The organism is Klebsiella sp. CN_Kp091, assembly GCF_040065095.1.
In the GTDB taxonomy this organism is placed as follows: Bacteria; Pseudomonadota; Gammaproteobacteria; order Enterobacterales; family Enterobacteriaceae; genus Klebsiella; species Klebsiella aerogenes.
Map to the genome: position 1 here is coordinate 675,400 of NZ_JBEAIO010000049.1, position 24,982 is coordinate 700,381.

A 24,982-nucleotide genomic window follows, 5' to 3' on the forward strand; every position below is an offset into this window, starting at 1 on the left:
CTACTCCTGTTTTTTATGGCGTCGCTCGCGGACGGCTGGCCTTCATTGGGATGCGCGATACCACCAGCGCCCCCAAAACCAGGAACCCGGCAACGAGGTAAAATCCGGCGTTAAAGCTGCCGGTTAAATCCTTCAGCCAGCCGAATAATAGCGGACTCATGGCCGATCCCATATTACCCGTCGCGTTAATCACCGCAATGCCGATCGCTCGTGAGCGCAGGCTGATGGACTGATCTGGCGTGGTCCAGAAAATCACCATCGCCGCATAGGCTCCTGCCGAGGCCATAATTACCCCCAACAGTTGCATCACGCTATTTGCCCCGTGCGCCGCCAGCATCCAGCCCGCGGCGGCAAACAGATAGGGCAATAACGTGTGCAGCTTACGTTCCTGTAAGCGGTCAGAACGTTTACTCCACCAAATCATCGCCACAATGGTACAGATATGTGGTACGGCGCTAAGCAAACCGATGGCGATATTGCTGCTGCCCTGATTAAAGCTCTTGAGGATCAGCGGCGTCCAGACGCTGAGCGCGCTTAAGGTATTACAGAGAAAGAAATAGGCCAGCGTATACATCAACACCACCGGGGTGAAGACGTCGCGCCAGAGGCTGCCTTTCCCCTGCTGCAGCGCGCTCAGGCTGGCGCTACCGTTCGGTTGTACCAGTCGTAGTTTGTCCTTCTCCATCATTTCGCCAAGGCAACGTTTGTCCTCATCGGTGAGCCATTTGGCCTTTTGCGGACTGTCGTCAAGATAGAACCAGACTACCGCCCCCAGCAGCACCGATGGAAATCCTTCCAGCAGGAACAGCCACTGCCAGCCTTTAAGCGCCAGCATGCCATCCATACTGAGAATATAGCCGGAGACCAGCGACCCCAGCGCCATCGTCACCGGCATGGCAATCATAAACAGCGCATTAGCACGCGCTCGGTAGTACGCCGGGAACCAGTAGGTTAAGTAGAGCAGAAGCCCCGGAAGAAAGCCGGCTTCGGCAATCCCCACCAGCATGCGCAGCAGATACAGGCTATTTGGCCCGGTCGCGAACATGGTCGCGGTCGATGCTATCCCCCAAACCACCATAATGCTGGCGATCCAGCGGCGGGCGCCAACGATCCCCAGCATGATGTTACTGGGAATACCGAAGATGACATACATCGCGTAGAACAACGTCGTCGCGAGGCCGAACATGGTGCTACTCAGTCCCAAATCCTGGCTCATGTTGAGCCCGGCAAAGCCGATATTGATACGATCAAGAAATGAAAAGATAAAAAGCAGAAACAGAAAAGGAATTAAGCGACGGAACAATTTATTGATAACCACCTGTTCGCGCGGGCTCAAGCGTTCAGCGCCCCCCGCATCGGCGACAGGAGGGGAAGTGGCCGGTATATTATCGGTCATGTCAGGTTTTCCTTTTGCTCATCGGTATTGAAAATGCAGGCGTTTTAGCCAATGACGCTGCGGATACCGCTGAACGTGCCTGGGTGTCGTTTCGACGACCTCCCGGCTGGATTCAATCCACCGCACTGAGATTCTTATAGAACCTTTCGTTTCGTTTAGACATTTTTATTTACATACTCGATACAAATTTGCAGCATAAGTAACATTTCACGAATCATTTATTGGCGAGTTAACGGAAACAAAAAACCCGCCGGTTGGCGGGTTCAGGCATGTCAGGCGTAGTACTCAACGCTTGCGCGGCATCATGCGCAGCAGCGTATTATCTTTCCATAAATAGTGATGCAGCAGCGCCGCCAGCGCGTGCAGGCCAATCACGAAATAGCCGATATTGGCAAGTAAGCCGTGCAGCCCCTTAAGGCTGTCGACCAAAGCGAAGTTGCTTTGCGCCGCAAAGGGCATCGTCAGACCGAAAGCAAACCACGGGTTACCGCGGTAATACATCATTGCCATGCCAATCGACGGTAGCGCGATAAACAGCAGATATATCACCAGATGGCCAAGATGGGCGAAACCGGTCATCATCGGCGAGGGTTTAGGAACAATCGGCGGCGCCGGAGACTTCAGGCGCACCAGCAGTCGTGCAATCATCAACACAAAAATGGAAATGCCGCAGGAGACATGGATCATGTTTATCACCGGACGGTCGCTGCGCGGGAAAAAACCGCGCAGTTCCATCGCCGCGTAGGCGACGACAACCAGTAAAAAGACCAGCCAGTGAATTCCTATCTGCAGGCCAGAATATTTATCGCGCATGAATAAACCTTATTGGAAGTGTGATGTTGTTAACATAACCGCCTTCCCTTAAATTTTCATTAACCTTTACCGAGGCTTAAAAAACAGCGTTAGCGCGAATTGAATAGCATCAGGGCTCTTTTGCAAAGAGCCCTGGGCGATGTTACTGCTCGGTGAGTTGCAGTTCAGCAATGACCGGCAGATGGTCACTGGCCGCTGACCAGTTAAATTCCGTCGAGTTATGCGGAATCTCCAGCTTCTTCACATCCCACTTTTGCCCTTTGAAGGTGAAAATATGGTCGATATCAATAGCCGGGTTAACGGCAGGCCAGCTACGCGTATCCGTCCCCTGCTTCGACACTTCGTTAAAGAAATAACCGATCTCTTTCACCGGCTGTTCTTCACGGGTTGAATTGAAATCGCCGGCCAGGATCTTAATTGAAGAAGCGATATCTTTAAAATCAGACGCCGCATCGCCAATACTCAAATCGAGAAGATAACGAGCCTGCTCTGTACGCATGGAGGGATCTTTTTGCCAGTCGAGATGGGTCACCATAATAATCGGCGCGGAATCAAAACCCGGTACATCAACCTGCGCCAGTAGCGCCACGCGCTGTTCCGCATTGCCTGACGGCAGCTTCACCACCTGAGAATGCAGGATTTTGTATTTTGACAGCAGCCCCAGCCCGTACTCTCCGCCGTCAAAATCAAGCGCTTTACCAAAGGCATAATGCATATTGTTGGCATCGGCAATCGTCTTAAGCTGATCGATTTTCTGGCTGCGCTGGGTTTTGTTATCGACTTCCGGAACGGCGATAATATCGGCGTTAATTTTTTTAATCGCTGAATTAAGTGCCGTAAAATCGGCCACATTATCAGAAGCTTCATTCTTGCCAATATTATAGGTTGCTATACGTAGTTTCGGCTGATGCTGGGTATAGACTTTATCCGGCACCCCGCCTTTTTGTACCGCAAGTATTTCATTACCAGCAAGTTTCTCAGCTGCCTGGACGTTGGCCGCCAGACAAGCCAGCGCCACCATAGTCAGTGCAATGCTCTTTTTCATTGGTATGCTATTCCCCTTGTTTAAGTATTCTTATATTAAGGGTACCGAGTGAAGACATTGATTATCGTGATGTATAGCGCAAACTTATAACGCAGAGTGAATTAAGTATCCCGAAAGATTTGAGGTTATCCACAAAACGAGTCGGTATCAGATCGCATAGTTTGTGGATAACTCGCTACAGGCCCCGTCACTCCAGCCATCCCGCCTTGTGTTCATTATTCAACCACATAGCGAACCAAATGCCCGCAATAGAGTAGGATATTGGCTGTTAATCGGATTCGCCGAGGGTGATGATTCTGTCCGCGGTTTGCAGGGTCGTTTCACGGTGAGCAATAATTATTCGGGTTATATTCAACTTTTTCATTGCCAGACTGACGTCTTTTTCACACTCTGCGTCCAGTGCGCTGGTGGCTTCATCCATGAATAATATATCCGGACGGCGGTAAAGCGCCCGGGCAATAAAAATCCTCTGTCTCTGTCCCCCAGATAGCCCCTCCCCCAGTTCTCCGATTAACGTCTCATACCCCATTGGCAGAGCCAATATCACGTCATGAATGCTGCTTGTCCGGGCACATTCTCTCATCCAGGCATCATCAACATTTTCAGTGAATCCGCAGATATTCTCCCGAATAGAGCCAGAAAACAGCCGGTCATCCTGCATCACGCAGGCGATCAAGCGATGATAGTTATTTATACCCAGTTGCCTGATATCCGTACCATTCATTAAGACAGCCCCTGATATCGGTTCAGACAAGCCGCACAGTACTTTAAGCAGCGTGGTTTTCCCCGAACCAGAGGGCCCGGTAATGGCCACACTCTCGCCTGCTCGAATCTTGAAACTGAGGCCGCTAAAGACGGGTGCTGACTGGCTGTCGTAACGGAAGCTTAGCGCTTTAATCTCCAGGCTGGCCGGAGACATGGTTGCCTTTAATCCTGAATCTGGTTTTCTTTCTTCCTTTTCATTCAACGCGATATCCGAAATCCTTTCGTTATGCAGGCTCATCATACGCAGCTGTAATAAGAAGTTGACCAGCGATCCTACCCGGTCAGAAAACTGTGCGCGGAATGCGCCAAATGCCACAAACATGCCGATGGTCATTTGGTTCTCCATAACCAGACTGATGCCCAGCCACAGAATAGTCACCTGATCGCACGTCGCCACAAACGTGTTAATGCCGCCGAAGAACATATCAAGACGGCTGAGTCTGATACCGGTATTGATGGCATCAATCTTCAGGTTCAGCCAGTGGCTCCCACGCCGTTCTGCCATTCCCTGCATTTTAACCGTAGCTATTCCGTAGAGTGTTTCCATAAAATATGAACCAGCACGGGCTCCGGCGATTAACGCTTCTTCCGACAGCTGGCGGTACCGGCTATAGGTCAATATACGAATGAAGACATATACCGCTGTAAAGCCCAGTACAAAAACCGTCAATTTTCCACCGTACAGGATAAGCATCAACAAGAGACCGGCAACCATGATGCTGTCCATCATTGCCCCCACCACACTGGTTGTAAACGTGGCGCGAAGCGCATCCAACGAGCTGAAGCGGGAGTGAATATCGCCCATCTTTCGTCGCTCAAAATAGGTCAACGGCAACTGAAGCAGATGACGGAATAGCCCCGACTGCCATTGCACATTTATCAATGACTCCATCGCAAGGGATGACCATGCGCGGATCACGCTAACCAAAGTACGCCCCAAAATAAAAAACATCAGGACTCCACAGATAAGCATGAGCAGTCCCCGGTCATTCGCAGGAATAGCATGATCCATTACCAATTGGGTACCGACAGGCATCACCAGGCCGATAGCTTCAATAATCAGCGACAGACAGAAAATTTTGCTCAGTACGCCCCGGATACCCTGCACGCTGCTGATTAACGCCCGTATTCCGATTCGGCTTTTTATCGTTTCCTGCACAAATGTACTGCCGGGCCAGACCTCCAGCGCCACTCCGGTGAAGCACTGTGACATTTCATCGGTCCCGACAGTTCTTCGCCCCCTGGCTGGATCATGAAGCACGAAGCGATTCTTACGTACGCTGACGAGCACCACGAAATGATTAAAATTCCAGTGCAGGATACAGGGCATTCTGAGAGCATTAAGTTCATGGAGATCCAGTGACAATGCCCGGCTTTCCATCCCTAACTCAATCCCGGTTTGCTGAACACTGGCAAGCGAGGCTCCACGGGCAGACAGATTTATTTGGCGACGTAGGGCGATCAGGTCGATATTACGACCATAATGTCCGCATATCATCGCCAGACAGGCCAGTCCACATTCTGACGTTTCTGTCTGATGAACGACCGGGACTCGCCGCCGAAATTTCAGATCCAATTTCTCCTCGATGGATGATATGAAGTGGTTACGGTTCATGAATCGGCCCCGTAACACTGCGCTTCATATCGTAGAATGGCGAGAGCATCCACTGATAGATTTTACGTTTTTCCAGAAATAACGTGCTCTGTGCCTTCATGCCATTTTCCAGAGGCAGACGCTTGCCGGCGTAGCTGACAGCCTGCTTTTCTGGACTAATCACAACTTTGTAGTAAGCAGCCGCACCTGCCGCAGAGTTAATCGGGGCGGTCGTATAGGTCTGCATTTCGCGGTGGGAGGCTGGCGTCCGGGAAATGAGTGTGACTTTTGCCGAGAACTGACCAAATTTTTCAGCCGGAAAGGCTTCGTAGCGTATATTCACCCTATCACCGACTGAAATATATGGAACGGCTTCATTGGGTACCCAAAGAACCAAATAATAGCGTTGTATTTTTTCTGGAATTATCTGCAGCAGACTGTCGCCTTCGCTGACCATCTGACCTGGGGTGACGCTTAATGAATCAATTTTGCCGTCTGATGAGGCACGAATGATAATATCGCCTCCCGCATCAGTATTAATCCGCTCTTTCTGTAGCTCATAACGCTGCAGTTCCATCTGATAAACCCGGTTGTCAAATTCCGCCGCCTGCGTCTGAATTTGACTTTCCAGATTGGTTAACTGTAGAGCATTTTGTTCATGCTGCGCGCTCAGGCTGAGCAAACTATTATGCTGCTGGTAGTACAAGGCCACCAGACTGGTTAACTGGTCTTTATTAATCAACCCCTGCTGCTGGTACCGTCGGTAATTATCCATGTTATTTTTCATTAATTTTATTCCCTCCTCAGCGCGCCTGACAATGCCTGCCGAGCGTTCAAAAGAGGCGCTATACTGTATTTTCTGTTGCTCAAGCATCCGCAAAGTGGTTTCCTTACTCTCTCTAAGGCGAGTGATAATCTCGGCGATGCGCTTCAATTGGTTTTCGATATCCTGTCGTTGAGTCTCATTGACCACGCCTCTACGTGTACTTTTACTGACATCAATTTGATAAACAGGATCACCCTTTTTTACAGGGTCCCCTTCCCGGACGAACTGTGTCGCGACAAATCCCTGGACACCGGAATAGACATTAACCGGTCTCGGCCAGGTGGTAACTTCACCTTGCACGCTAATACGTCGTGTATAAGTGCCGGTGCTAATTAAAACAATGAAGCAGACGAAAAAAAGCGCGCTGGTAATTATAACCAGCCGAGAGGAGAGTCCCGGTAGTAATACTGCTTTGCCACACCATGTTTTATCCCTGTTTTCGAGCGCTTCCTTACGAAACATATTTCATTCCCGCTATGGCTAAGCCTCTCCGGAATACTGGAGGAATGACACATACTGAATACCAATTACGACCGCGTTCATCAGCGCATGAAGAATAATTGGCATCAGTATTCCGCCGGTTTTTATTCTCCCGATAACCAGCATCAGCGAAACCAGAAATAATATCAGGAACGATCGCCAGTCTATGTACTGTAAATGACAGGCTGAAAATACAACAGACACAGCGACAGCCGCCGCATAATTGTTATTACCGAGCCAGTATTTAAACACACTGAAAAGACAGCCGCGGAAGACCATCTCTTCATAAACAGGAACCAATAGAATCATCACAATGGCATTTAGCCAGAATACATGCCCATCCAGTCGCATCTGTGAAGCTGACCAGTTTTCAGTCTGATAGCCTGCAGTGACAAAAGGCAACAGAAATTGGATCAACAGAATACACAGGAAAAGTATAATAAAAATGCCGAAACGAAAATTCCCTCTCCCCATGCCCTCGCGTTTGTAGAAATAGAGATAATAAAGGGGGGCAATTGCCAGAAACTCCAGTCCGAAAAGTAGTGGATAGAGATATCCCGTTATCATAAGGTCTTTGCTGCCCTCGAAAAAAAGTGGCAAACATGTGATGCCAAAAAATAGCGCAAACATGGCAAAACAGCCGGTTACGGCTTTGTTTCTTGCAATATTGTACTCGCGGTTATATCCGTCAACGTTCATTTTTTATTCCATCGGCGCCAAAAGGCGTGGACGACTCCCACTCGACTGACAAACTTTAATTATGGCTAGTTTTAAAGGTTAAGAGATGGAAGAGCTGATAACATGCTCTTCCATACGCTAACAGCTATCCTTATTCGCTTTTAGACTGGTTTATACACGTACGCCAATCAGCATCTGTCAGTAACAAATATCATTGAGGTTATTCGGACTCCAGTAGCATTCTCTGCCTGCTGCTGCATTCCACGCTTCGGATGGAAGGTTAGCTGGTTTTTGTTTGAGCGTTCCGCCCAAACCAGATGGGGACATCGCTGGGTCCGGTGTTTTTGTTGCAGCCCAGTCATAAACCTGTCCCCCTGCGATCCCACCGGTTATGGCACCAGGAGTTCCGCCTACAAATGTGCCAGCTCCAGCGCCGATTCCCTGAGCAATTTCCCGCCCAATATCCCCCCCTGCACCGGAGACCATACCCAACTGTTTATTTGTCAGCTCTTTCATCTTTCATATTCCTTATGTAATTCAATAGCCAAAAATAAGCATTGCTCAGAAAATATATACATCCAACGGCAAACACAGGCAGCAGTGCTCTGGGTGCCGATAAAATATCTGCATCATCAACAAAACATCGCACAACGAGAAAACAGAATATAAGATAGAAAAGAGAATGCTCCCGGCAAGGATAATATCTTTAAACACCCGCATTATGATTTACCCTGCAGATTTTCCTTCCCGCATTTCATGCCAGCAGGATGGAATTTCGGCATGATTTTTAAATTTTTAAGCTATGGGTTGATAATTATTCCTCAGGCCGCAATCCATTTTCTATTCATCCCTGTATTATTCCTAATGCAAGGTTACATTAATATGACCAGATGTCAATGAATGATATTCATTCTCATTATCGATATTGTGCTGAACCACCGCTATAGTTATCAATACAGCCTCGATGTAGCTATATCCTTCTGCGCTTTTTCTAATTTCTGTTATTGTGATGTAGATCATATTTACCACTCAACGCCGCATGAAATAGCGAACAATGGTAGGCACTCTTTTTGTTGTACTGTCGCGGTAAGAACATTGGAACCACCTCCGACCCGGCGTTATACTTCCTTCGCACCATCTGGCTCCACGTGACAGTTACTGAAGACGCTTCAGGCAGGTAACTTAGCAATAGAAACACCTCAGGTGAACTGCTAAGCCACTGAAAGGTAGGATTTACTCTTCCCGCTCTGCCTGAAGAAGTTTTAACGTATCAACTTCACCACCAGGAGAATATCCATGAGCAAACTTGGGATTAATGGATTTGGTCGTATAGGACGTTTAGTACTTCGCCGCCTGTTAGAAGTAAATAGCCCGCTGGAGGTCGTGGCCATCAACGATCTCACCTCACCGAAAGTCTTAGCCTACCTGCTTAAACATGACTCTAACTACGGTCCTTTCCCATGGAGCGTTGATTTTACAGAAGATGCGCTGATCGTTAATGGAAAAAAAATTACCGTTTACGCAGAGAAAGAGGCCCAGCATATTCCGTGGAAAGCCGCAGGCGCAGAGGTGATTGTTGAATGCACCGGCTTCTATACCTCGGCGGAAAAATCGCAGGCGCATCTGACCGCCGGCGCGAAGAAAGTGCTGATTTCCGCCCCTGCCGGCGAGATGAAAACCATCGTTTATCACGTCAACGACGACACCATGAGCCCGGATGATACCATCATTTCGGTTGCATCCTGCACCACCAACTGTCTGGCGCCAATGGCTAAAGTGCTCAACGATGCTTTCGGCATTACCGTGGGCACCATGACCACTATTCACGCTTATACCGGTACGCAATCGCTGGTTGACGGGCCGCGTGGCAAAGACCTGCGCGCCTCGCGAGCGGCAGCGGAAAACATTATTCCGCACACCACCGGCGCGGCAAAAGCCATTGGTCTGGTGATCCCGGAACTTAGCGGGAAACTGAAAGGTCACGCCCAGCGCGTGCCGACTAAAACCGGCTCAGTGACGGAACTGGTTTCCGTATTGGCGAAGAAAGTCACCGCTGAAGAGGTTAATCAGGCCATGAAAAATGCGGCGGCGAACAATGAATCTTTCGGCTACACCGAAGAAGAAATTGTCTCCTCCGACATTATCGGCAGCCATTTCGGCTCAATCTATGATGCGACTCAACTGGAGATCATGGAGGCCGGCGGCGTACAGCTTGTGAAAACCGTGGCCTGGTACGATAACGAGTACGGCTTTGTTACCCAGCTTGTCCGCGTACTGGATAAATTCGCGAAGTAAACTCAGAACCAGCGGATAGCTGCGGCTATCCGCCTTGCTCCCTACCCCAGCGTTCTGGCGTTCAGCGCCTCGCTCAATAGCGTATCTTCACGCAAGCATTGCCACGCCGCGCTAACATCGCGTGGGAAATCGACGTGGGTAATAAACCCTTTACCGTTGGGGCCATAACCCTGCGCGTTATCCAGCAGACGCGGCAGCTCGCCAAGCAGCAGCGCCAGATAACGCCCCACTGGCCACAATCCACTATCGTCTCCGTTGAATCTCAGGCCAGCAGCGCTGTTTTCAAGCCGCGGCGAACAACCGGGATAGCTCCACCACTGCGGCTGCGCCGGTGCCTCCTGCCAGACGCGGGCAAAGGTCGCCATCGTCCGACGCTGCATGGTCGGATCCTGAATCACCACGCCAGAGGTATGATCCAGCCCACGTTCTTCCAGTAACCGGCGGGTAAACCACGCGTTTTCGCCGCAGTTGGTTGAACGGTCCTCCACCACGATGCGATCGCGCGGAATTTGCCAGAATTGTTCGGCGATGTCCGCCAGGATATGCGATTCCGGACGCCCCTCTACCTGCAGCGCCTGATAGTGCGGATGCTTTCGTACGGCGTCGTAAAGAAAGGTCGTCGAATGACCAATACCGCCGCTTATCAATAGTGGAATCTGCCTCTGTGCCGCGAGCCGACAGGCGGCGTCAATGGTCGGGATCACCGCGTTACCGGCCAACACCGCAATCTGCGGCTGCGCATTCTGCGGCAAATCATCCTGCGCCAACCAGTCGCCGATGAGATTGGCCGCCGCTAACGTGTCGTGTGAAAGCGCCGGGAAATGCTCTGTCATACCCTTTCCTTCTTCTGTCCTGATCCAACAATGAAGTGTCGGGCGACATCATAAACCGCGCTACGGCGAAAAGGAAAATCCGGCAGCCACGCTTCAGCTGCCGGGTATCATCAGGCGCTGGCGTTATCCAATGCCAGTTGCCCTTCGCGCTTCTGTTTCACTTTCCAGAAGCACCATAGCGCAATAAACCACAGCGGCGAGGCCATCAGCGCCAGCAGCGTATCCGGGTCGAAAATCATAATGAAGATTGAGAAGGCGAAAAACAGCAGGCTCAGCCAGCACATAACCACTCCCGCCGGCATTTTGAATTTCGACCGCGCGTGCAGGTCCGGGCGTTTATGGCGATACACCAGGTACGCCACGAGGATCATACCCCAGCTGAAAACCACCATGATCGCCGCCAGCGTTGAAACGATGGTGAACAACGTCATCACGTTTGGCACCAGGAACAGCAGTAACGTACCGCTTAGCATGCAGAAGCAGGAGAACAGCAGGCTACGTACCGGAATGCGGGTATTACGTGAGAGTATACGGAACTGCCAGTGCGCATGTTTTTCCACCGACAGACCGTACAGCATGCGGGTACTGGAATAAACGCCGCTGTTCGCCGACGACATGGCCGACGTCAAGGCGACAAAGTTAATTACCGCGGCGGCGGCAGGTAGCCCGGCCTTGGCGAACAGGGTCACGAACGGACTGGCATCCGGTGAGACGCCAGGCCATGAAGCCACGGCAATAATGACCACCATCGACAGCAGATAGAAAATAATGATGCGCAGCGGCAGCGCGTTAATCGCCTTCGGCAAGATGCGCTCAGGATCGCGCGTTTCCGCCGTCATGGTGCCGAGCAGCTCAATACCGGTGAAGGAGAAAATCGCTATCTGGAAACCGGCGAAGAAACCGGTCACGCCGTGGGGCATAAAGGCCGTCGGGTCGGTAATATGACCTAACGAAGCCTTCACGCCATCCGGCGAAGTCCAGCCAATAGCAATCATCCACGCGCCGGTTAAAATCAGCGCGATAATGGTGATGACCTTAATCAGCGCAAACCAGAATTCGGCCTCGCCGAACATTTTTACCGACAACAAATTAAACAAGAACAGGATCCCAAGCGTACTCAACGCGGGCATCCATGCCGACATCTCCGGAAACCAGTACTGCATATAGCTGCCGCAAACCACCACGTCGGCGATACAGGTCACCACCCAGCTAAGCCAGTAGGTCCAGCCCAGATAGAAACTGGCCTGCGGGCCAAGATAGTCGCCGACGAAATCCGCAAACGAACGGTAATCCAGGCGGGTCAGCAACAGCTCCCCCATCGCCCGCATCACCATATAGGTAAAGAAACCTACCAGTAGATAGATAAGCAGAATGGACGTTCCGGCGACGGCGATGTTTCTGCCCGCCCCCATAAACAGTCCGGTGCCGATAGCGCCGCCCAGCGCAATCATCTGAATGTGCCGGGCGCCAAGGCCGCGTTTGAGCTGCGACGGGCACTCCCCGTCGGCGGCAGGATGAACCTGCCCCTCACGTTGATGTTCAGTCATGTTGATTCCTTCAAGCAGGCATGGAAAGGCTTGGCGCGGTAGCGGTCAGCAGCAGCCCGGCGCGTTGACCGGCGGCGACGCCCGCATTCGGAAACAGGATGTAGGGGGCGTCGGCATTGACCACCCAGGTTTTCTGTGCCTGACGGGCGATTTCATAGCCTGCCGGCAGCGCGGTAAAGTTTTCGATTTTCGGGTCGAGATTCAGGGTAAAACCGTTCTCGCCCTTGATGATGCTCTGCTGCACCACAAAGTATTCGACCGGCGCTTTGCTACGCGGCGGCATGATGCCGTCGGCGATCAGCGCGCCGATAGCCAGTTCGGTGGCGGCAAACAAGCGCAGATCATTTTCACCGAATGGCATCACCTTCCCCAGTTCCAGCGTGGCGCTTTGCGCGCCGAACTTCTCGCTGGTGAAGTGGGTAAAGGTGCCGCCCGGTTCGGTATGACGCACGATGGCATCCATACCGCTGGCCTGCAACAGCTGATAAAAATCTGCGCTGTAGTCGCCATCATGAGCGGGCAGCAGCGCAAACTGCCGATATTTCGACCCGCGAATAGCGGTATGCAGATCGAGGTGCGTGCGCGACACCTTGCCGTGGACATCGGCGCTACGGAAGAAGGCCTGTACGGCCATCTCCAGTTCAAAAGCGCGACGCGACTCGTTCCCGGGCATCGCCGCCAGATGGCGGCCGCCAAACAGCCGGTTGAGATCGTTATGCAGATAACGACGGCCGGCGCGAATGGCGGGCAGATTGCCGAACACCACTAGTAGCGCGTGGGTCAGCGGCTGCTCGCCCAGGCTTAATCCCTGCAGGATCTGCAGCAACATTTCAATCGGCGCGGTTTCGTTACCGTGCACCCCGGCAGAAAGCACCGTCGCCTGTCGCCATGACGTTTTTGGCAGCAGTTGCAGAATGCCATCGCCTAACCAACTGGCTTCGATAGTCGGCGGAAAGGTCCATGTCTGCAGTTTACAATGCAGTAAATCGTTGACGTTTTGTTCCATTCCCGGCCCCTTATCGCTGGAAGTCATAAATCGCGCCCAGATGTAAAATCTGCGTCAGCTCGTCCAGCGCCTGATAAACCTCGCGCAGCAGCTGCGGGTCGGCGAGGTCGCTGGCATGCAGGCGATCGCGATAATGCTTTTCAACCCACGCGGTCAGTTGCTGGTAGCGTTCGTCATTCATCAGGCTGTGAGCGTTGACCGCCGCGCGCTCAGCGTCATTAAGCACCACCCGCAGACGTAAACAGGCCGGGCCGCCGCCGTTGCGCATGCTTTCACGTAGATCGAATGCCGCCACTTCATCGATAGGCGATGCGCTATCGGCGGCAAGAGCGGAGAGATAACGCCAGACGTTTTCACGCTGACGGCACTCTTCCGGCACCACGATCAGCATTTTGCCATCGGCTTTGCTCAGTAACTGGCTGTTGAACAGATAAGAGGCCACCGCGTCATCGAGGCTAACCTGCTCGTCAGGGACTTCAACGCTGGTGAATGGAATATTCAGCCTGGCGTTGCTCTCCTTCAGCGTCGCCAGCACCTCCCGCTGCTGCAGGAAGGCGTGCTGATGATGGAACAGCACGTGGCGGTTGCTGACGGCGATAACATCATTGTGGAATACGCCATGGTCGATAGCCTGCGGATTTTGCTGAGCGAATACGGTGTACTGCGGGTCGAGCTGATGCAGACGCGCCACCGCTTCGCTGGCCTCCAGCGTCTGGCGTGCGGGGTATTTAGCTGGCGCAATGCCGCCGCTGGCGCGCTTACCATAGACAAAAAACTGCACGCCCTGGCGATCATAATCCCCACAGAAACGGTTATGGTTCGCCGCCCCTTCATCACCTAAATCGCCATGCTGCGGCAGCGCCGCGTGATGCGCGAAGTAACGCTCATCGGCGAAGGTGGCCCTGAGGATAGCCGAGGTGATCGGCGCTTCCTGCATGCGGTGCAGCTTATTGTTCAGGTTGGCGACCGTAAAGTGCACTTTTCCATCAGCGCTATCCGCCGACGGCGACACGGTGGCGGCGTTGGCGGTCCACATCGAGGAAGCGGAGCTAAAGGCCGACAATAGCTGCGGGGCCTCTTTAGCCGCACGCTGGATAACCTGCTCGTCGTTACCCTGAAAACCAATACTGCGCAGCATCGTCATATTTGGCCGCGGCTGCGGCGGCAGAATACCCTGTACAAAGCCACGATCGGCCAGGGTCTTCATCTTATAAAGTCCCTGCAGCGCCGCCTTCTTCGGGTTAGATAAACCGTCGCGGTTGTTTTGTGACGCTTCGTTGCCTACCGACAACCCGGCGTAGTGGTGCGTTGGCCCCACCAGGCCGTCAAAATTCGCTTCAAATCCAGACATAGTGTCCTCACAAAAACGGTTATCAGAATGGCAGACCTGGCGACGTCGTCGCCGGAAGCGTCAGCGTTTCGCTGACCAGAGAAGCCATCGGCCAGGCGCAATAATCGGCGGCATACCACGCCGAGGCGCGATGGTTGCCGGAGGCGCCGACACCGCCGAAAGGCGCTTTGCTGGAGGCCCCGGTGAGCGGTTTGTTCCAGTTAACAATCCCGGCGCGCGCTTCGTCGGCCAGCTTGTCGAACAGCGCCGGGTCGGCGGAAATCAGCCCCACCGCCAGGCCGTAGCGGGTGTTATTGGCGATCGCGATCGCCTCATCGAACTGGTCATAACGAATCACGGTCAGCAGCGGGCCGAAGTACTCTTCATCCGGTACCGCGATCCCGGTAACATCGATAATTCCCGGCGTCAGCACGGTTGAGCGCGGATCAGGCTGGCTCATGCGCAGCAGCACTTTGCCGCCCAGCGCTTCCAGCTTCGCCTGCGCCGCCAGCATGCCCTGCGCGGCGGTTTGCGAAATCACCCCGCCCATAAACGGCTGCGGTTCGGCGTTCCATTTACCTGCGCGAATCTGCCGGCTGGCATCAATCAGTTGTTCAACAAGCGCATCGCCCTGTTCGCCGCGCGGTACCAGTAAACGACGCGCGCAGGTGCAGCGCTGCCCGGCGGAGATAAAGGCCGATTGAATAATCACGTTCAGCGCAGCAACGCTATCGACAACGTCGGCCACGATCAGCGAATTATTGCCGCCCATCTCCAGCGCCAACATTTTCTCCGGCTGACCGCCGAGGTAACGGTGGAAGTGGAAGCCAGCGGCGGCGCTACCGGTAAACAGCACGCCGTCGATATCGCGATTTTCCAGCAGCGCCTGGCCGGTATCTTTCGCCCCCTGCACCAGATTCAGCACCCCATCCGGGATCCCGGCCTGCTGCCATAGCTGAACGGTGAGTTCCGCGGTCGCCGGCGTCAATTCGCTCGGTTTAAATACCACGGTGTTACCGGCGATCAGCGCCGGGATAATATGGCCGTTCGGCAGATGCCCCGGGAAGTTGTAAGGGCCAAACACCGCCATCACGCCGTGCGGCTTATGGCGCAGCAGCGCTTTGCCGTCCGGCAGAGCGGACTCGCGATAACCGGTACGTTCGGCGTAGGCATCAATAGAAATCCCGGCCTTGCCGATCATCGCCTGTACTTCGGTGCGGGTTTCCCACAGCGGCTTGCTGGTTTCACGGGAAATTAACGTCGCCAGCGCCTCTTTATTCTCTTCCAGCAGCGCCGCGAAACGTTGAACCACGGCAATGCGGTCGCTTAATGGACGATGCGACCAGCCATAAAACGCCTCGCGCGCGGCGGCGCAGGCGGCCTGCACGTCAGCTGCGCCCGCACTTTGCGACTGCCATAAAACGGACTGGTCTTCCGGCGCCAGCTTAGTTAACGGCGCGCCTGCGCCCTGCTGCCACTTACCTGCTATAAAATGTGCGTTTACCGCCATGATCTGTTTTCCTCTGGGTTGAGTGTCACCGCGTGAACCCGGTCGGTGGCATTGACCTGCAGGGCGTCCAGCGCCTGCTGATCGAGCGCTCCCGGCGTCTCTTGCGCAATGAGTACCGCGCGGAAGTTTTCAAACTGTCCATTCGCGACGATGGTTGGCGTCGCCTGCGGCGTCATGAGTTGCAGCGCCGGCAGCGAATAGCTCTCTCTGATGGCACGAATATTATCGGTTTCAGCTTCCAGTACCGGGCCGGCATCGAAGATGTCGACGGACCCGCGCCAGCTAAACCCTTCTTTTTCCAGAATAGCCCGCGCCGGCGCGGTGTTAGCATGAACCTGTCCTATTACCTCGCGGGCATCATCCGGCAGCAGCGAGATGTAAATCGGGTAAGCCGGCATCAGTTCGGCGATAAAGGTTTTCATCCCCGTCCCGGTGAGACGGTCGGCATCGGCGAAGGGAATATCGAAAAAGTGGTGCCCTAACGCATCCCAGAACGGCGAATTACCCTGCTCGTCGCTGCGCCCGCGCAGCTCGGCAAACAGATGCGGCGAAAACCACTCGCGGAACGCGGCAATAAAGACAAACCGCGCTTTGGAGAGCAGCAGGCCATTGCGGTTCTTCTGGTACTCCGGGTCAAGAAATAGGGTACAGAGTTCGCTGTGACCGGTATGGTCGTAGCTTAAATTGAGCAATTCCTGATGCTTATAAACCCCAAGCTCTTTGGATGCCCGTACCGTCTTCTGAATACGAAAATTGTAGAACGGTTCGTCGAGCCCCACCGCGACCTCAATGGCGCTAACGCCGACAACCCGGCTCAGTTCGGTATCTTCCAGAACAAACAGAACCCCCTGTTCGCCACGCGTCAGCTTGCCGGCAAAGGTTTCTACGCTGCGTTTAATCCGTGCGGCAAGGCGCACGGCATCATTCGGCAGCGATGTCATTCCCACGCCCGCCCGGGAGGCCAGGCGAACAATATCATCGAGGTCGTTTTCCCGTACGGGACGAAATAACATCATAGGCCGTCTCCCGGATTAGCTGATTAAGCGGGCGACGGCGCGCTCAAGGCGCATGAAGGCTTCATCAATATCCGCCAGGGGAATATTGAGCGCAGGGGCGAAACGCAGGACGTCCGGCCCTGCTATCAGCGCGATCAGTCCCTCTTCCGCCGCCAGATTGGTCAGCGCCTTGGCTTTTCCTCGCAGATGACTTGCCAGTTCGGCGCCAATTAGCAGCCCCATCCCGCGTACGGCGCTGAAGACATCATATTTAGCGTTCAGCGCATTGAGTTTATCGACAATAAGGGTATGGCGTTCGCCCACGCCCGCCAGCAGCGCGCTATCCATTTGCGCGAGCACGCTATTAGCGACGGTCGCCGCCAGCGGGTTGCCGCCGAAAGTCGTGCCGTGGGTACCCGGCTGGAACACTTGCGCCCAGGCCTCTTTCGCCAGCATCGCGCCAATTGGGAAGCCGCCGCCCAGCCCTTTTGCGCTGGTGAGAATATCCGGAACTACGTTGTAGTGCTGGTAAGCATACAGTTGGCCGGTACGCCCGGCGCCGGTCTGCACTTCATCAAAAATCAGCGTGGCTTCATGCTCGTCGCACAGCTCGCGCAGTGCCTGCAGGAACTGCGGATCCGCCGGCATGACGCCGCCTTCGCCGATAATCGGCTCGACGATGACTGCGCAGGTGCGGGAAGAGAACGCTGCTTTCACCGCGTCGATGTCGTTATACGGCAGATGGGTGATGTCCTGCGGCAATGGCGCATAGTCGCTGGAGTATTTCGGCTGCCCCCCTACGGTCACGGTAAACAGAGTGCGGCCATGGAAGGAGTTCTTAAAGGCGATGATTTCGCTCTTGTCGGCGCCGAATTTGTCGTGTGCATACTTGCGCGCCAGCTTCAACGCGGCTTCATTGGCTTCAGCACCGGAGTTACAGAAGAAAATTTTATCGGCGAAGGTCGACTCCACCATGGTTTTCGCCAACTGCAGCACCGGTTCGTTGGTATAGCCGTTGCCGATGTGCCACAGCCTATCCAGCTGCGCTTTCAGCGCGTTAGCCAGCGCCGGATTCGCATGACCCAGCGCGTTAACCGCAATGCCGCCAGCCACGTCAATGTACTCTTTACCCTGCTGGTCCCAGACGCGGGAGCCCGCCGCTTTCACCGGGATAAACGGCGCGGGAGCGAAACACGGAACCATATAAGCATCAAAATCTTCGCGAGTGATACTGCCTGACATAACAATTCTCCGGAACGAGGATCGGCGGCATAAATTGGCCAATCGTGAATAGTCGAATTTAACCATTTCCCTTTAGCCGTTTTCAGGGCGCACACGTCCCGCTGCGATGACAAATATTTTCACCACAACTGAAATAAGCCATTTTATTTGTATGGGTATATGTTAATTCACAGTTAATACCTTGTGTATTGCGTGAGCTAATGCTGGGCCCTGACACGCAACAAAGTCAATACAACCTCGAATCATTTTATTCACTTTTAGAGGATCATCAAGATAATGAAAAATATGAAAAAATTATTTCCATATTCACTTATCTGCATAAAATATGCATATTGATGCATGACATGCAGGCGCCTGACCGTGCTTATTTATTCAAATGCAACCCCAAAAAACTAACAAAAATGTAAAATTCGGAATAGCCGTCAAATACTGGTTTATAAAATTGGTGATAACATTCATCACACAGATTTTACTGCTGTACCTATTCCACGGTTTTACACGACACAAATAACATTGAGATACAGGACTCTTATGGAAAAGTTATCTTACGCATCTGAAAGTAGTACATCTCCATGGACCACTTACCTGCGCCAGATCGACCGCGTCGCGCCGTATCTGGGCGACCTCGCCTACTGGGTGGAAACTCTGCGTCACCCGAAACGCGCGCTGATCGTTGATATTCCGGTGCAGATGGATGATGGCACCATCCGCCATTTCGAAGGCTATCGCGTACAGCACAATCTATCGCGTGGACCGGGTAAAGGTGGTGTTCGCTACCATCCGGATGTCGATCTTAACGAGGTAATGGCGCTTTCTGCCTGGATGACCATTAAGTGCGCCGCGGTCAATATTCCTTACGGCGGGGCTAAAGGCGGCATCCGCGTCGACCCGTTCTCACTGTCTGAAGGCGAGCTGGAACGTCTGACTCGACGCTATACCAGCGAAATCGGCATTATCATTGGGCCACAGAAAGATATCCCGGCGCCGGACGTTGGCACCAACGGTAAAGTGATGGCGTGGATGATGGACACCTACTCCATGAATCACGGCACCACTATCACCGGCGTGGTTACCGGTAAGCCGATTCATCTCGGCGGTTCGCTGGGTCGTGAAAAAGCCACCGGCCGCGGCGTCTTCGTCACCGGTCGTGAAGTGGCTCGTCGTAACGGTATCGAAATCGAAGGCGCGAAAGTCGCGCTGCAAGGTTTTGGTAACGTTGGCAGCGAAGCCGCTCGTCTGTTCGCCGACGTTGGCGCGCGTATTGTCGTTATCCAGGATCACACCGCGACCCTGTTCAACGAAGGCGGTATCGACATGCAGGCGCTGACCGCATGGCAGGCCGAGAACAAGAAGATTGCTGGTTTCCCAGGTGCGCGTGAAATCGCCAAAGAAGATTTCTGGACCACCGAGATGGATATCCTGATCCCGGCGGCGCTGGAAGGCCAAATCACCCGTGAGCGCGCGGAAAAAATCAGCTGTAAGCTGATCCTCGAAGGCGCCAACGGCCCAACCTACCCGGACGCCGACGACGTGCTGGCCGACCGCGGGGTGATCGTGGTTCCGGACGTTATCTGTAACGCCGGCGGCGTGACCGTCAGCTACTTCGAATGGGTACAAGACATGGCGAGCTTCTTCTGGAGTGAAGAAGAGATCAACGCCAAGATGGACCGTATCATGACCGATGCTATCGTTCACGTCTGCGATAAAGCCGCCGAGAAAGCGTGTTCTCTGCGTACCGCGGCCTACATCGTCGCCTGTGAGCGCATCCTGCTGGCGCGTAAAGATCGCGGCATCTACCCGGGCTAATCTCCGGTTAATCCAGATACTAAACCCGGGTTCGCCCGGGTTTTTTTATTTTTTCTCCACGTGCCAGCCGGCCTTTTCCACAAAAAACGCACATTGCGTTAACCTATTTTTATCTTCGTGACTTGAAATCGGTAAATCGCCGCGCCTAAAATCATTAGAGCTCTAATGAATTTGTAGGCGGAACATGGATAACCGACAGCTTAACTTTTCCCATCTCTTATACTTAACCGCGCATCACTGGCGGCTGGCGGTTAACCGGCGGTTGAAAAATCTTGGCATGAGCCAGGCGTCATGGGTGGCGGTGTCAGCCATTGCCCGCAACGAGCAGCCCCTATCGCAAAGCGAACTGGCGCAGGAACTCGGTGTCGAAAGCGCCACCATCGTCCCGCTCATTAACCGCCTGGTCGAACTTGAACTGGTGGAGCGCGTTAAGCCTGACAGCGATAAACGTAAGCGTCTGTTGGTCGCCACCGCAAAAGGGATGGCGCTTTTCCATCAGGTGAAAGCGGTCGCCGACGACCTGCGCGAGGAGATCCTCACCGCCATCACTCCGGAAGAGCGTGAGCAAACCCACCGGGTACTGGAAAAGCTGCTGCACGAGGTGGAAAAGAAATAATGCCTCGTCGCGATGCTAATCCCTATGTGCCCCACGACTGGGCGCCGCATGAAAAACCGGCGATGCTCGGTTCACCGTCGACGCCCATCCACAGTACGCCAAAACGTGTCGCTTACGGCATCGTCGGATTGCTGGTATGCCTGACCGGCGCGCTGGGTAATGCCGTCGTTACCGCCAACCTGCAGCTGCTGCAGGGCACTTTTGCCGCCTGGTCGACGGAAATTGCGTGGCTGCCGGCGGTCTACGTCATGACTAACGTCTCTATCAATCTGCTGCTGGTGAAATTTCGCCAGCAGTTTGGCCTGCGCGCCTTTACTGAAGGCTTCCTGGTACTGTATGTACTGGTCACTTTCTTCCACCTGTTCGTCAACGACCTCAGCTCGGCGATGATGGTGCGTGCGGCGCACGGCATGGTGGCAGCGGCGTTAAGTTCACTGGGAATTTACTATCAGGTGCAGGCCTGGCCGGCGCGCCACCGTCTGAAGGCGTTGACCATTGGGATCACCGGATCGTCGCTGGCGATCCCGTTGGCGCGTCTGTTCTCGACTGAATTACTGCAGATTGACGAATGGCGCGGGCTCTACTTCTTTGAGCTCGGCCTGGCGCTGGTGTCGCTCGCCTGCGTCATCGCGCTGAAACTGCCACCCAGCGACCGCAAAAAAGTGTTTGAGAAGAAGGACTTTATTACCTTCTTCCTACTGGCTCCCGGTATGGCTTTAGTCTGCGCGGTCCTGTCGCTGGGCCGTCTGGACTGGTGGTTTGAGGCGCCGTGGCTTGGCTGGTCGCTGGCGGGAGCGGTGGTGCTGATCGTTTCGGCTATCGCCTTCGAGCATAATCGCACTAACCCGCTGCTTAACACCAAATGGCTTTCCAGCGGCAGTATCATTCGTCTCGGGCTGATTATGCTGCTGATACGCATCGTTCTGGCGGAACAGAACACCGGCGTCATCGGCTGGCTGCAGTACGTCGGCTTGCAAAACGAGCAGATGACCAATCTGGCATGGTCTATTTTCGCCGGTATCGTCTGCGGTATCGTCGCCAGTTGCCTGACGCTTAACCCGCAGCGCCTCTACTGGCCCACCGCGACCGCGCTGGCGTTGATCATGATTGCGTCATTGCTTGATAGCCAGTCCACTGCCCTGACCCGTCCGGAACAGTTGATGTTCAGCCAGTTTTTACTAGGCTTCGGCAGCGCCTTCTTCCTCGCGCCGGCCATGCTGGCGGGAATTGGCGGGGTGATTGCCGACCAGCGGAATCTGGTCAGCTTCTCGGTTCTGTTTGGCATGAGCCAAAATATCGGCGGCCTGCTCGGCTCGGCTATCCTCGGTACTTTTCAGACCTGGCGCGAAAAATTTCATTCCAGCCAGTTGGCCGATCAGATAACCACGCTAAACCCGCTGATCGTCGAGCGACTGCAGCAGTACAGCCAGATGTATCAAAGTCAGATTGGCGACAGCACGCTATTGAACGTGCAGGCGACCACCCTGCTGCAAAACGCCTCGACGCTACAGGCCAATATTCTCGCCTACAATGACACTTATCTCCTGACGGCGGCGATCTCCGCCGCCACGCTGGTGTGGATTTTCTGGCGCTTAATCAGATTGCGAATCACCGCCCGTATCGCGCTAAAACGCGCAACCGGCAACAAATAATAAGATAATTTTTACTCTGGAGTGGTTATGAGTCAGCAGGACGCGGCCAGGCAACAGGCCAATACCCGAAACAACATCCGCGTGGTGTCTATTTTTACCGCCGCGGCGATCGGCATCGTCGGCGTATTGGTGATTCTTTACGCCTGGCAGTTGCCCCCTTTCACCCGGCATAGTCAGTTTACCGATAACGCTTATGTGCGCGGTCAGACGACGTTTATCAGCCCGCAGGTTAACGGGTATATCACCGCGGTGAACGTCAAAGATTTCGATACCGTTCAGCCGGGACAGGTGCTGTTCCAGATTGACGATCGCATTTATAAGCAGCGGGTACACCAGGCGCAGGCCACGTTGGCGATGAAACAAGCGGCGCTGAAAAACAACCAGCAGCAGCGGAAAAGCGCCGAAGCTACGATCGTCAAAAACGAGGCCGCCTTGCAAAACGCCCGCGCGCAGAATCAAAAAACCCAGGCCGATTTAAAACGCGTACAGGAGCTTACCGCGGATGGGTCGTTATCCATTCGCGAACGCGACTCCGCGCGGGCCAGCGCGGCTCAGGGCGCAGCCGATATCGAACAGGCGAAAGCCACACTGGAGATGTCGCGCCAGGATCTGCAGTCCACTATCGTCAATCGCGATTCGCTGGAGGCCGATGTGGCCAGCGCCAAAGCGGCGTTGGAGCTTGCCGAAATCGACCTGCAGAATACGCGGATTATCGCCCCGACGGCCGGGCAACTGGGGCAGATCTCCGTACGCCTCGGCGCCTATGTCAGCGCCGGTACGCATTTGACCTCGCTGGTACCGCCTCAGCACTGGGTTATCGCCAACCTGAAAGAGACACAGCTCGCCGAGGTGCGCGTCGGCCAGCCGGTCACCTTCTCGGTCGATGCGTTGAACAGCGAAACCTTCCACGGCAAAGTACAAAGTATTTCGCCAGCGACCGGCGTCGAATTCAGCGCGATCTCTCCGGATAACGCGACCGGCAACTTTGTCAAAATCGCCCAGCGGATCCCTGTCCGTATCGCGGTCGATGAGGGACAGAAAAACAGCTATCGTCTGCGTCCGGGGATGTCGGTGCAGGTGACGATTGATACCCGCGCGGAGAATAAACAATGATCCGCCCGTTAACCCTTGCCGTGGCGCTGGCGCTGGTCGGTTGTCAGTCTGCCGATGTCCCACGTGCGGAGCCTACGCTGGCGATCCCCGCCGCCTGGCGTGCCGATGTGGGTCCTTCCAGCCCGGTGGAAGGCGTGTGGTGGCGCAATTTTCACGATAGCGCGCTTAATCAGTATGTCGATCGGGCGTTGCGCTACAACAGCGACGTCCTGATCGCCCGCGAGCGGGTTAACGAATATCAGGCGCGCGCGTACGCTGCTGATAGCAGCTTATTCCCCTCGCTTGATGCCAGCCTGACCGGTACCCGCGCTCGCGCACAGTCCGCCGCGACCGGTCTGCCCATCCACAGCACGCTGTACAAAGGCGGCCTGACCGCCAGCTATGACGTCGATATTTGGGGGGCCAACCGCAGCGCCGCCAGCGCCGCCGAAGCCAGCCTTGAAGCGCAGAAAGCCGCTGCCGCCGCGGCTAATCTCACCGTAGCGTCATCGGTCGCCGTCGGCTACGTCACCTTGTTGTCATTAGACGAGCAGCTGCGGGTCACCCGCAAAACGCTGAAATCGCGAGAAGATGCGTGGAATCTGGCTAAACGCCAGTATGAAACCGGCTATACCTCGCGCCTGGAGCTCATGCAGGCGGATTCCGAACTGCGCTCGACCCGGGCGCAGATCCCGCCATTGCAGCATCAAATCGCGCAGCAAGAGAACGCCCTGAGCGTTCTGTTGGGCGACAATCCCGGTGTGGTAAAACGTAACGAGTTCGCGCAACTTAGCCCGCTACGCCTGCCCTCACAGCTACCCTCGACGCTAATGAGCCGCCGTCCGGACATTGCGCAGGCTCAACGCCAACTAGTGGCCGCTGATGCCACCCTGGCATCGTCGCAGGCGCAGTTGCTGCCTTCCATCAACCTTACCGCCACCGGCAGTTTGCAGGACAGAACGCTGCCGGATCTGCTCGATAACCCGCTGCGGTTATGGAGCATTGGCGGCAGCATTCTGGCGCCGTTGCTCAACCGTCAGGCGCTAAATGCGCAGGTTGATGTCTCGATGGCTCAGCGCAATCAGGCGCTCTACGGATATGAGAAAACGGTACGTGGTGCGTTCAAAGAGGTGAACGATAGTCTGGATGCCATCAGCCGCTACGGCGAGCAGTTAACCGAGCTCCAGGAGCAGGAATCGGTCGCCGCAGAAACGTTACGTATCGCGCAGAACCGCTATCGTAACGGCTACTCTTCCTATCTGGACGTGTTGGATGCGCAACGTACGTTGTTCTCCACTCAGTTGAGCGTGGTACAGGTGAAAAATAATCTTCTACTGGCGCAGATTGATTTGTACCGGGCGCTGGGAGGCGGCTGGTTTGACTCATCTGCAGCCTGAAACCCAAAGCAATATATGCAGCAATGCAGGTAGAAGTAGCCAATTTTGCTTGAGGATAAATCCC

The 24,982-nt window shown here is 54.2% G+C and carries 20 protein-coding genes; 6 read left to right on the forward strand and 14 right to left on the reverse strand.

Annotated elements, in window-relative coordinates; translation table 11 throughout:
- Positions 1–13 precede the first annotated feature (13 nt).
- From hpaX to ABLV17_RS23875, 7 genes are all read right to left on the reverse strand, one after another.
- The gene (hpaX, locus tag ABLV17_RS23845; protein ID WP_348854725.1) at positions 14–1,396 is read right to left on the reverse strand and encodes a 4-hydroxyphenylacetate permease; all 1,383 of its coding nucleotides are present in this window, start codon (positions 1,394–1,396) and stop codon (positions 14–16) included.
- 285 nt (positions 1,397–1,681) lie between these two features.
- Positions 1,682–2,209, reverse strand: coding sequence for a cytochrome b561 (gene cybB / locus ABLV17_RS23850; protein WP_113373252.1), 528 nt, complete (start codon positions 2,207–2,209; stop codon positions 1,682–1,684).
- A 142-nt stretch (positions 2,210–2,351) separates the two neighbouring features.
- Positions 2,352–3,254, reverse strand: coding sequence for an endonuclease/exonuclease/phosphatase family protein (locus ABLV17_RS23855; RefSeq protein WP_113373251.1), 903 nt, complete (start codon positions 3,252–3,254; stop codon positions 2,352–2,354).
- 268 nt (positions 3,255–3,522) lie between these two features.
- Positions 3,523–5,634 carry a peptidase domain-containing ABC transporter gene (locus ABLV17_RS23860; protein ID WP_213316182.1) on the reverse strand — a complete coding sequence of 704 codons (2,112 nt, stop codon included), beginning with the start codon at positions 5,632–5,634 and terminating at the stop codon, positions 3,523–3,525.
- A complete protein-coding gene (locus ABLV17_RS23865; protein WP_308958142.1) occupies positions 5,624–6,901 on the reverse strand; it encodes an HlyD family secretion protein in 1,278 nt (425 codons plus the stop codon). The genes ABLV17_RS23860 and ABLV17_RS23865 overlap by 11 nt, the downstream gene beginning before the upstream one ends.
- 18 nt (positions 6,902–6,919) lie before the next feature.
- Positions 6,920–7,618 (reverse strand): type II CAAX endopeptidase family protein, encoded by a 699-nt coding sequence (locus tag ABLV17_RS23870; RefSeq protein ID WP_087859490.1) that lies wholly within the window; start codon positions 7,616–7,618, stop codon positions 6,920–6,922.
- A 177-nt stretch (positions 7,619–7,795) separates the two neighbouring features.
- Entirely contained in the window at positions 7,796–8,113 is a 318-nt protein-coding gene (locus ABLV17_RS23875) for a colicin V family bacteriocin (protein ID WP_042894619.1), read from the reverse strand.
- Positions 8,114–8,893: 780 nt separating this feature from the next.
- Between ABLV17_RS23875 and gap the strand changes: the two genes are divergently transcribed.
- Positions 8,894–9,892 (forward strand): type I glyceraldehyde-3-phosphate dehydrogenase, encoded by a 999-nt coding sequence (gene gap / locus ABLV17_RS23880; protein WP_015366361.1) that lies wholly within the window; start codon positions 8,894–8,896, stop codon positions 9,890–9,892.
- 41 nt (positions 9,893–9,933) lie between these two features.
- Here the strand turns inward: gap and ABLV17_RS23885 are convergent, their stop codons facing one another.
- The 7 genes from ABLV17_RS23885 to ABLV17_RS23915 form a co-directional block, all read right to left on the reverse strand.
- A complete protein-coding gene (locus ABLV17_RS23885) occupies positions 9,934–10,725 on the reverse strand; it encodes a YdcF family protein (RefSeq protein ID WP_308958141.1) in 792 nt (263 codons plus the stop codon).
- Positions 10,726–10,835: 110 nt separating this feature from the next.
- A complete protein-coding gene (locus ABLV17_RS23890) occupies positions 10,836–12,272 on the reverse strand; it encodes an amino acid permease (protein WP_045382631.1) in 1,437 nt (478 codons plus the stop codon).
- 10 nt (positions 12,273–12,282) lie between these two features.
- Positions 12,283–13,278: a succinylglutamate desuccinylase gene (astE, locus tag ABLV17_RS23895; RefSeq protein ID WP_113373247.1), complete on the reverse strand. Its 996-nt coding sequence runs from the start codon at positions 13,276–13,278 to the stop codon at positions 12,283–12,285.
- Positions 13,279–13,288: 10 nt separating this feature from the next.
- Positions 13,289–14,629, reverse strand: a complete 1,341-nt coding sequence (astB, locus tag ABLV17_RS23900) for an N-succinylarginine dihydrolase (protein WP_308958140.1) — start codon at positions 14,627–14,629, stop codon at positions 13,289–13,291.
- Between the two features lie 22 nt (positions 14,630–14,651).
- On the reverse strand, positions 14,652–16,118 hold the full coding sequence (gene astD, locus ABLV17_RS23905) for a succinylglutamate-semialdehyde dehydrogenase (RefSeq protein ID WP_348854727.1): 1,467 nt from the start codon (positions 16,116–16,118) through the stop codon (positions 14,652–14,654).
- Positions 16,109–17,131, reverse strand: a complete 1,023-nt coding sequence (gene astA / locus ABLV17_RS23910; RefSeq protein ID WP_308958154.1) for an arginine N-succinyltransferase — start codon at positions 17,129–17,131, stop codon at positions 16,109–16,111. The genes astD and astA overlap by 10 nt, the downstream gene beginning before the upstream one ends.
- A gap of 18 nt (positions 17,132–17,149) precedes the next feature.
- Complete coding sequence (locus tag ABLV17_RS23915) at positions 17,150–18,355, reverse strand: bifunctional succinylornithine transaminase/acetylornithine transaminase (protein WP_308958138.1); 1,206 nt, start codon at positions 18,353–18,355, stop codon at positions 17,150–17,152.
- Positions 18,356–18,886: 531 nt separating this feature from the next.
- Between ABLV17_RS23915 and ABLV17_RS23920 the strand changes: the two genes are divergently transcribed.
- The 5 genes from ABLV17_RS23920 (at position 18,887) to ABLV17_RS23940 (ending at position 24,918) form a co-directional block, all read left to right on the forward strand.
- The gene (locus ABLV17_RS23920) at positions 18,887–20,161 is read left to right on the forward strand and encodes a Glu/Leu/Phe/Val dehydrogenase (RefSeq protein ID WP_015366353.1); all 1,275 of its coding nucleotides are present in this window, start codon (positions 18,887–18,889) and stop codon (positions 20,159–20,161) included.
- Positions 20,162–20,345: 184 nt separating this feature from the next.
- Positions 20,346–20,777, forward strand: coding sequence for a MarR family transcriptional regulator (locus tag ABLV17_RS23925; protein WP_015366352.1), 432 nt, complete (start codon positions 20,346–20,348; stop codon positions 20,775–20,777).
- Complete coding sequence (locus ABLV17_RS23930) at positions 20,777–22,429, forward strand: MFS transporter (protein ID WP_213316191.1); 1,653 nt, start codon at positions 20,777–20,779, stop codon at positions 22,427–22,429. Before ABLV17_RS23925 ends, ABLV17_RS23930 begins: the two co-directional genes overlap by 1 nt.
- Before the next feature lie 27 nt (positions 22,430–22,456).
- Positions 22,457–23,542, forward strand: coding sequence for an HlyD family secretion protein (locus tag ABLV17_RS23935; protein ID WP_015705600.1), 1,086 nt, complete (start codon positions 22,457–22,459; stop codon positions 23,540–23,542).
- Positions 23,539–24,918, forward strand: a complete 1,380-nt coding sequence (locus ABLV17_RS23940; protein ID WP_308958136.1) for an efflux transporter outer membrane subunit — start codon at positions 23,539–23,541, stop codon at positions 24,916–24,918. The genes ABLV17_RS23935 and ABLV17_RS23940 overlap by 4 nt, the downstream gene beginning before the upstream one ends.
- The last annotated feature ends 64 nt before the right edge of the window (positions 24,919–24,982 follow it).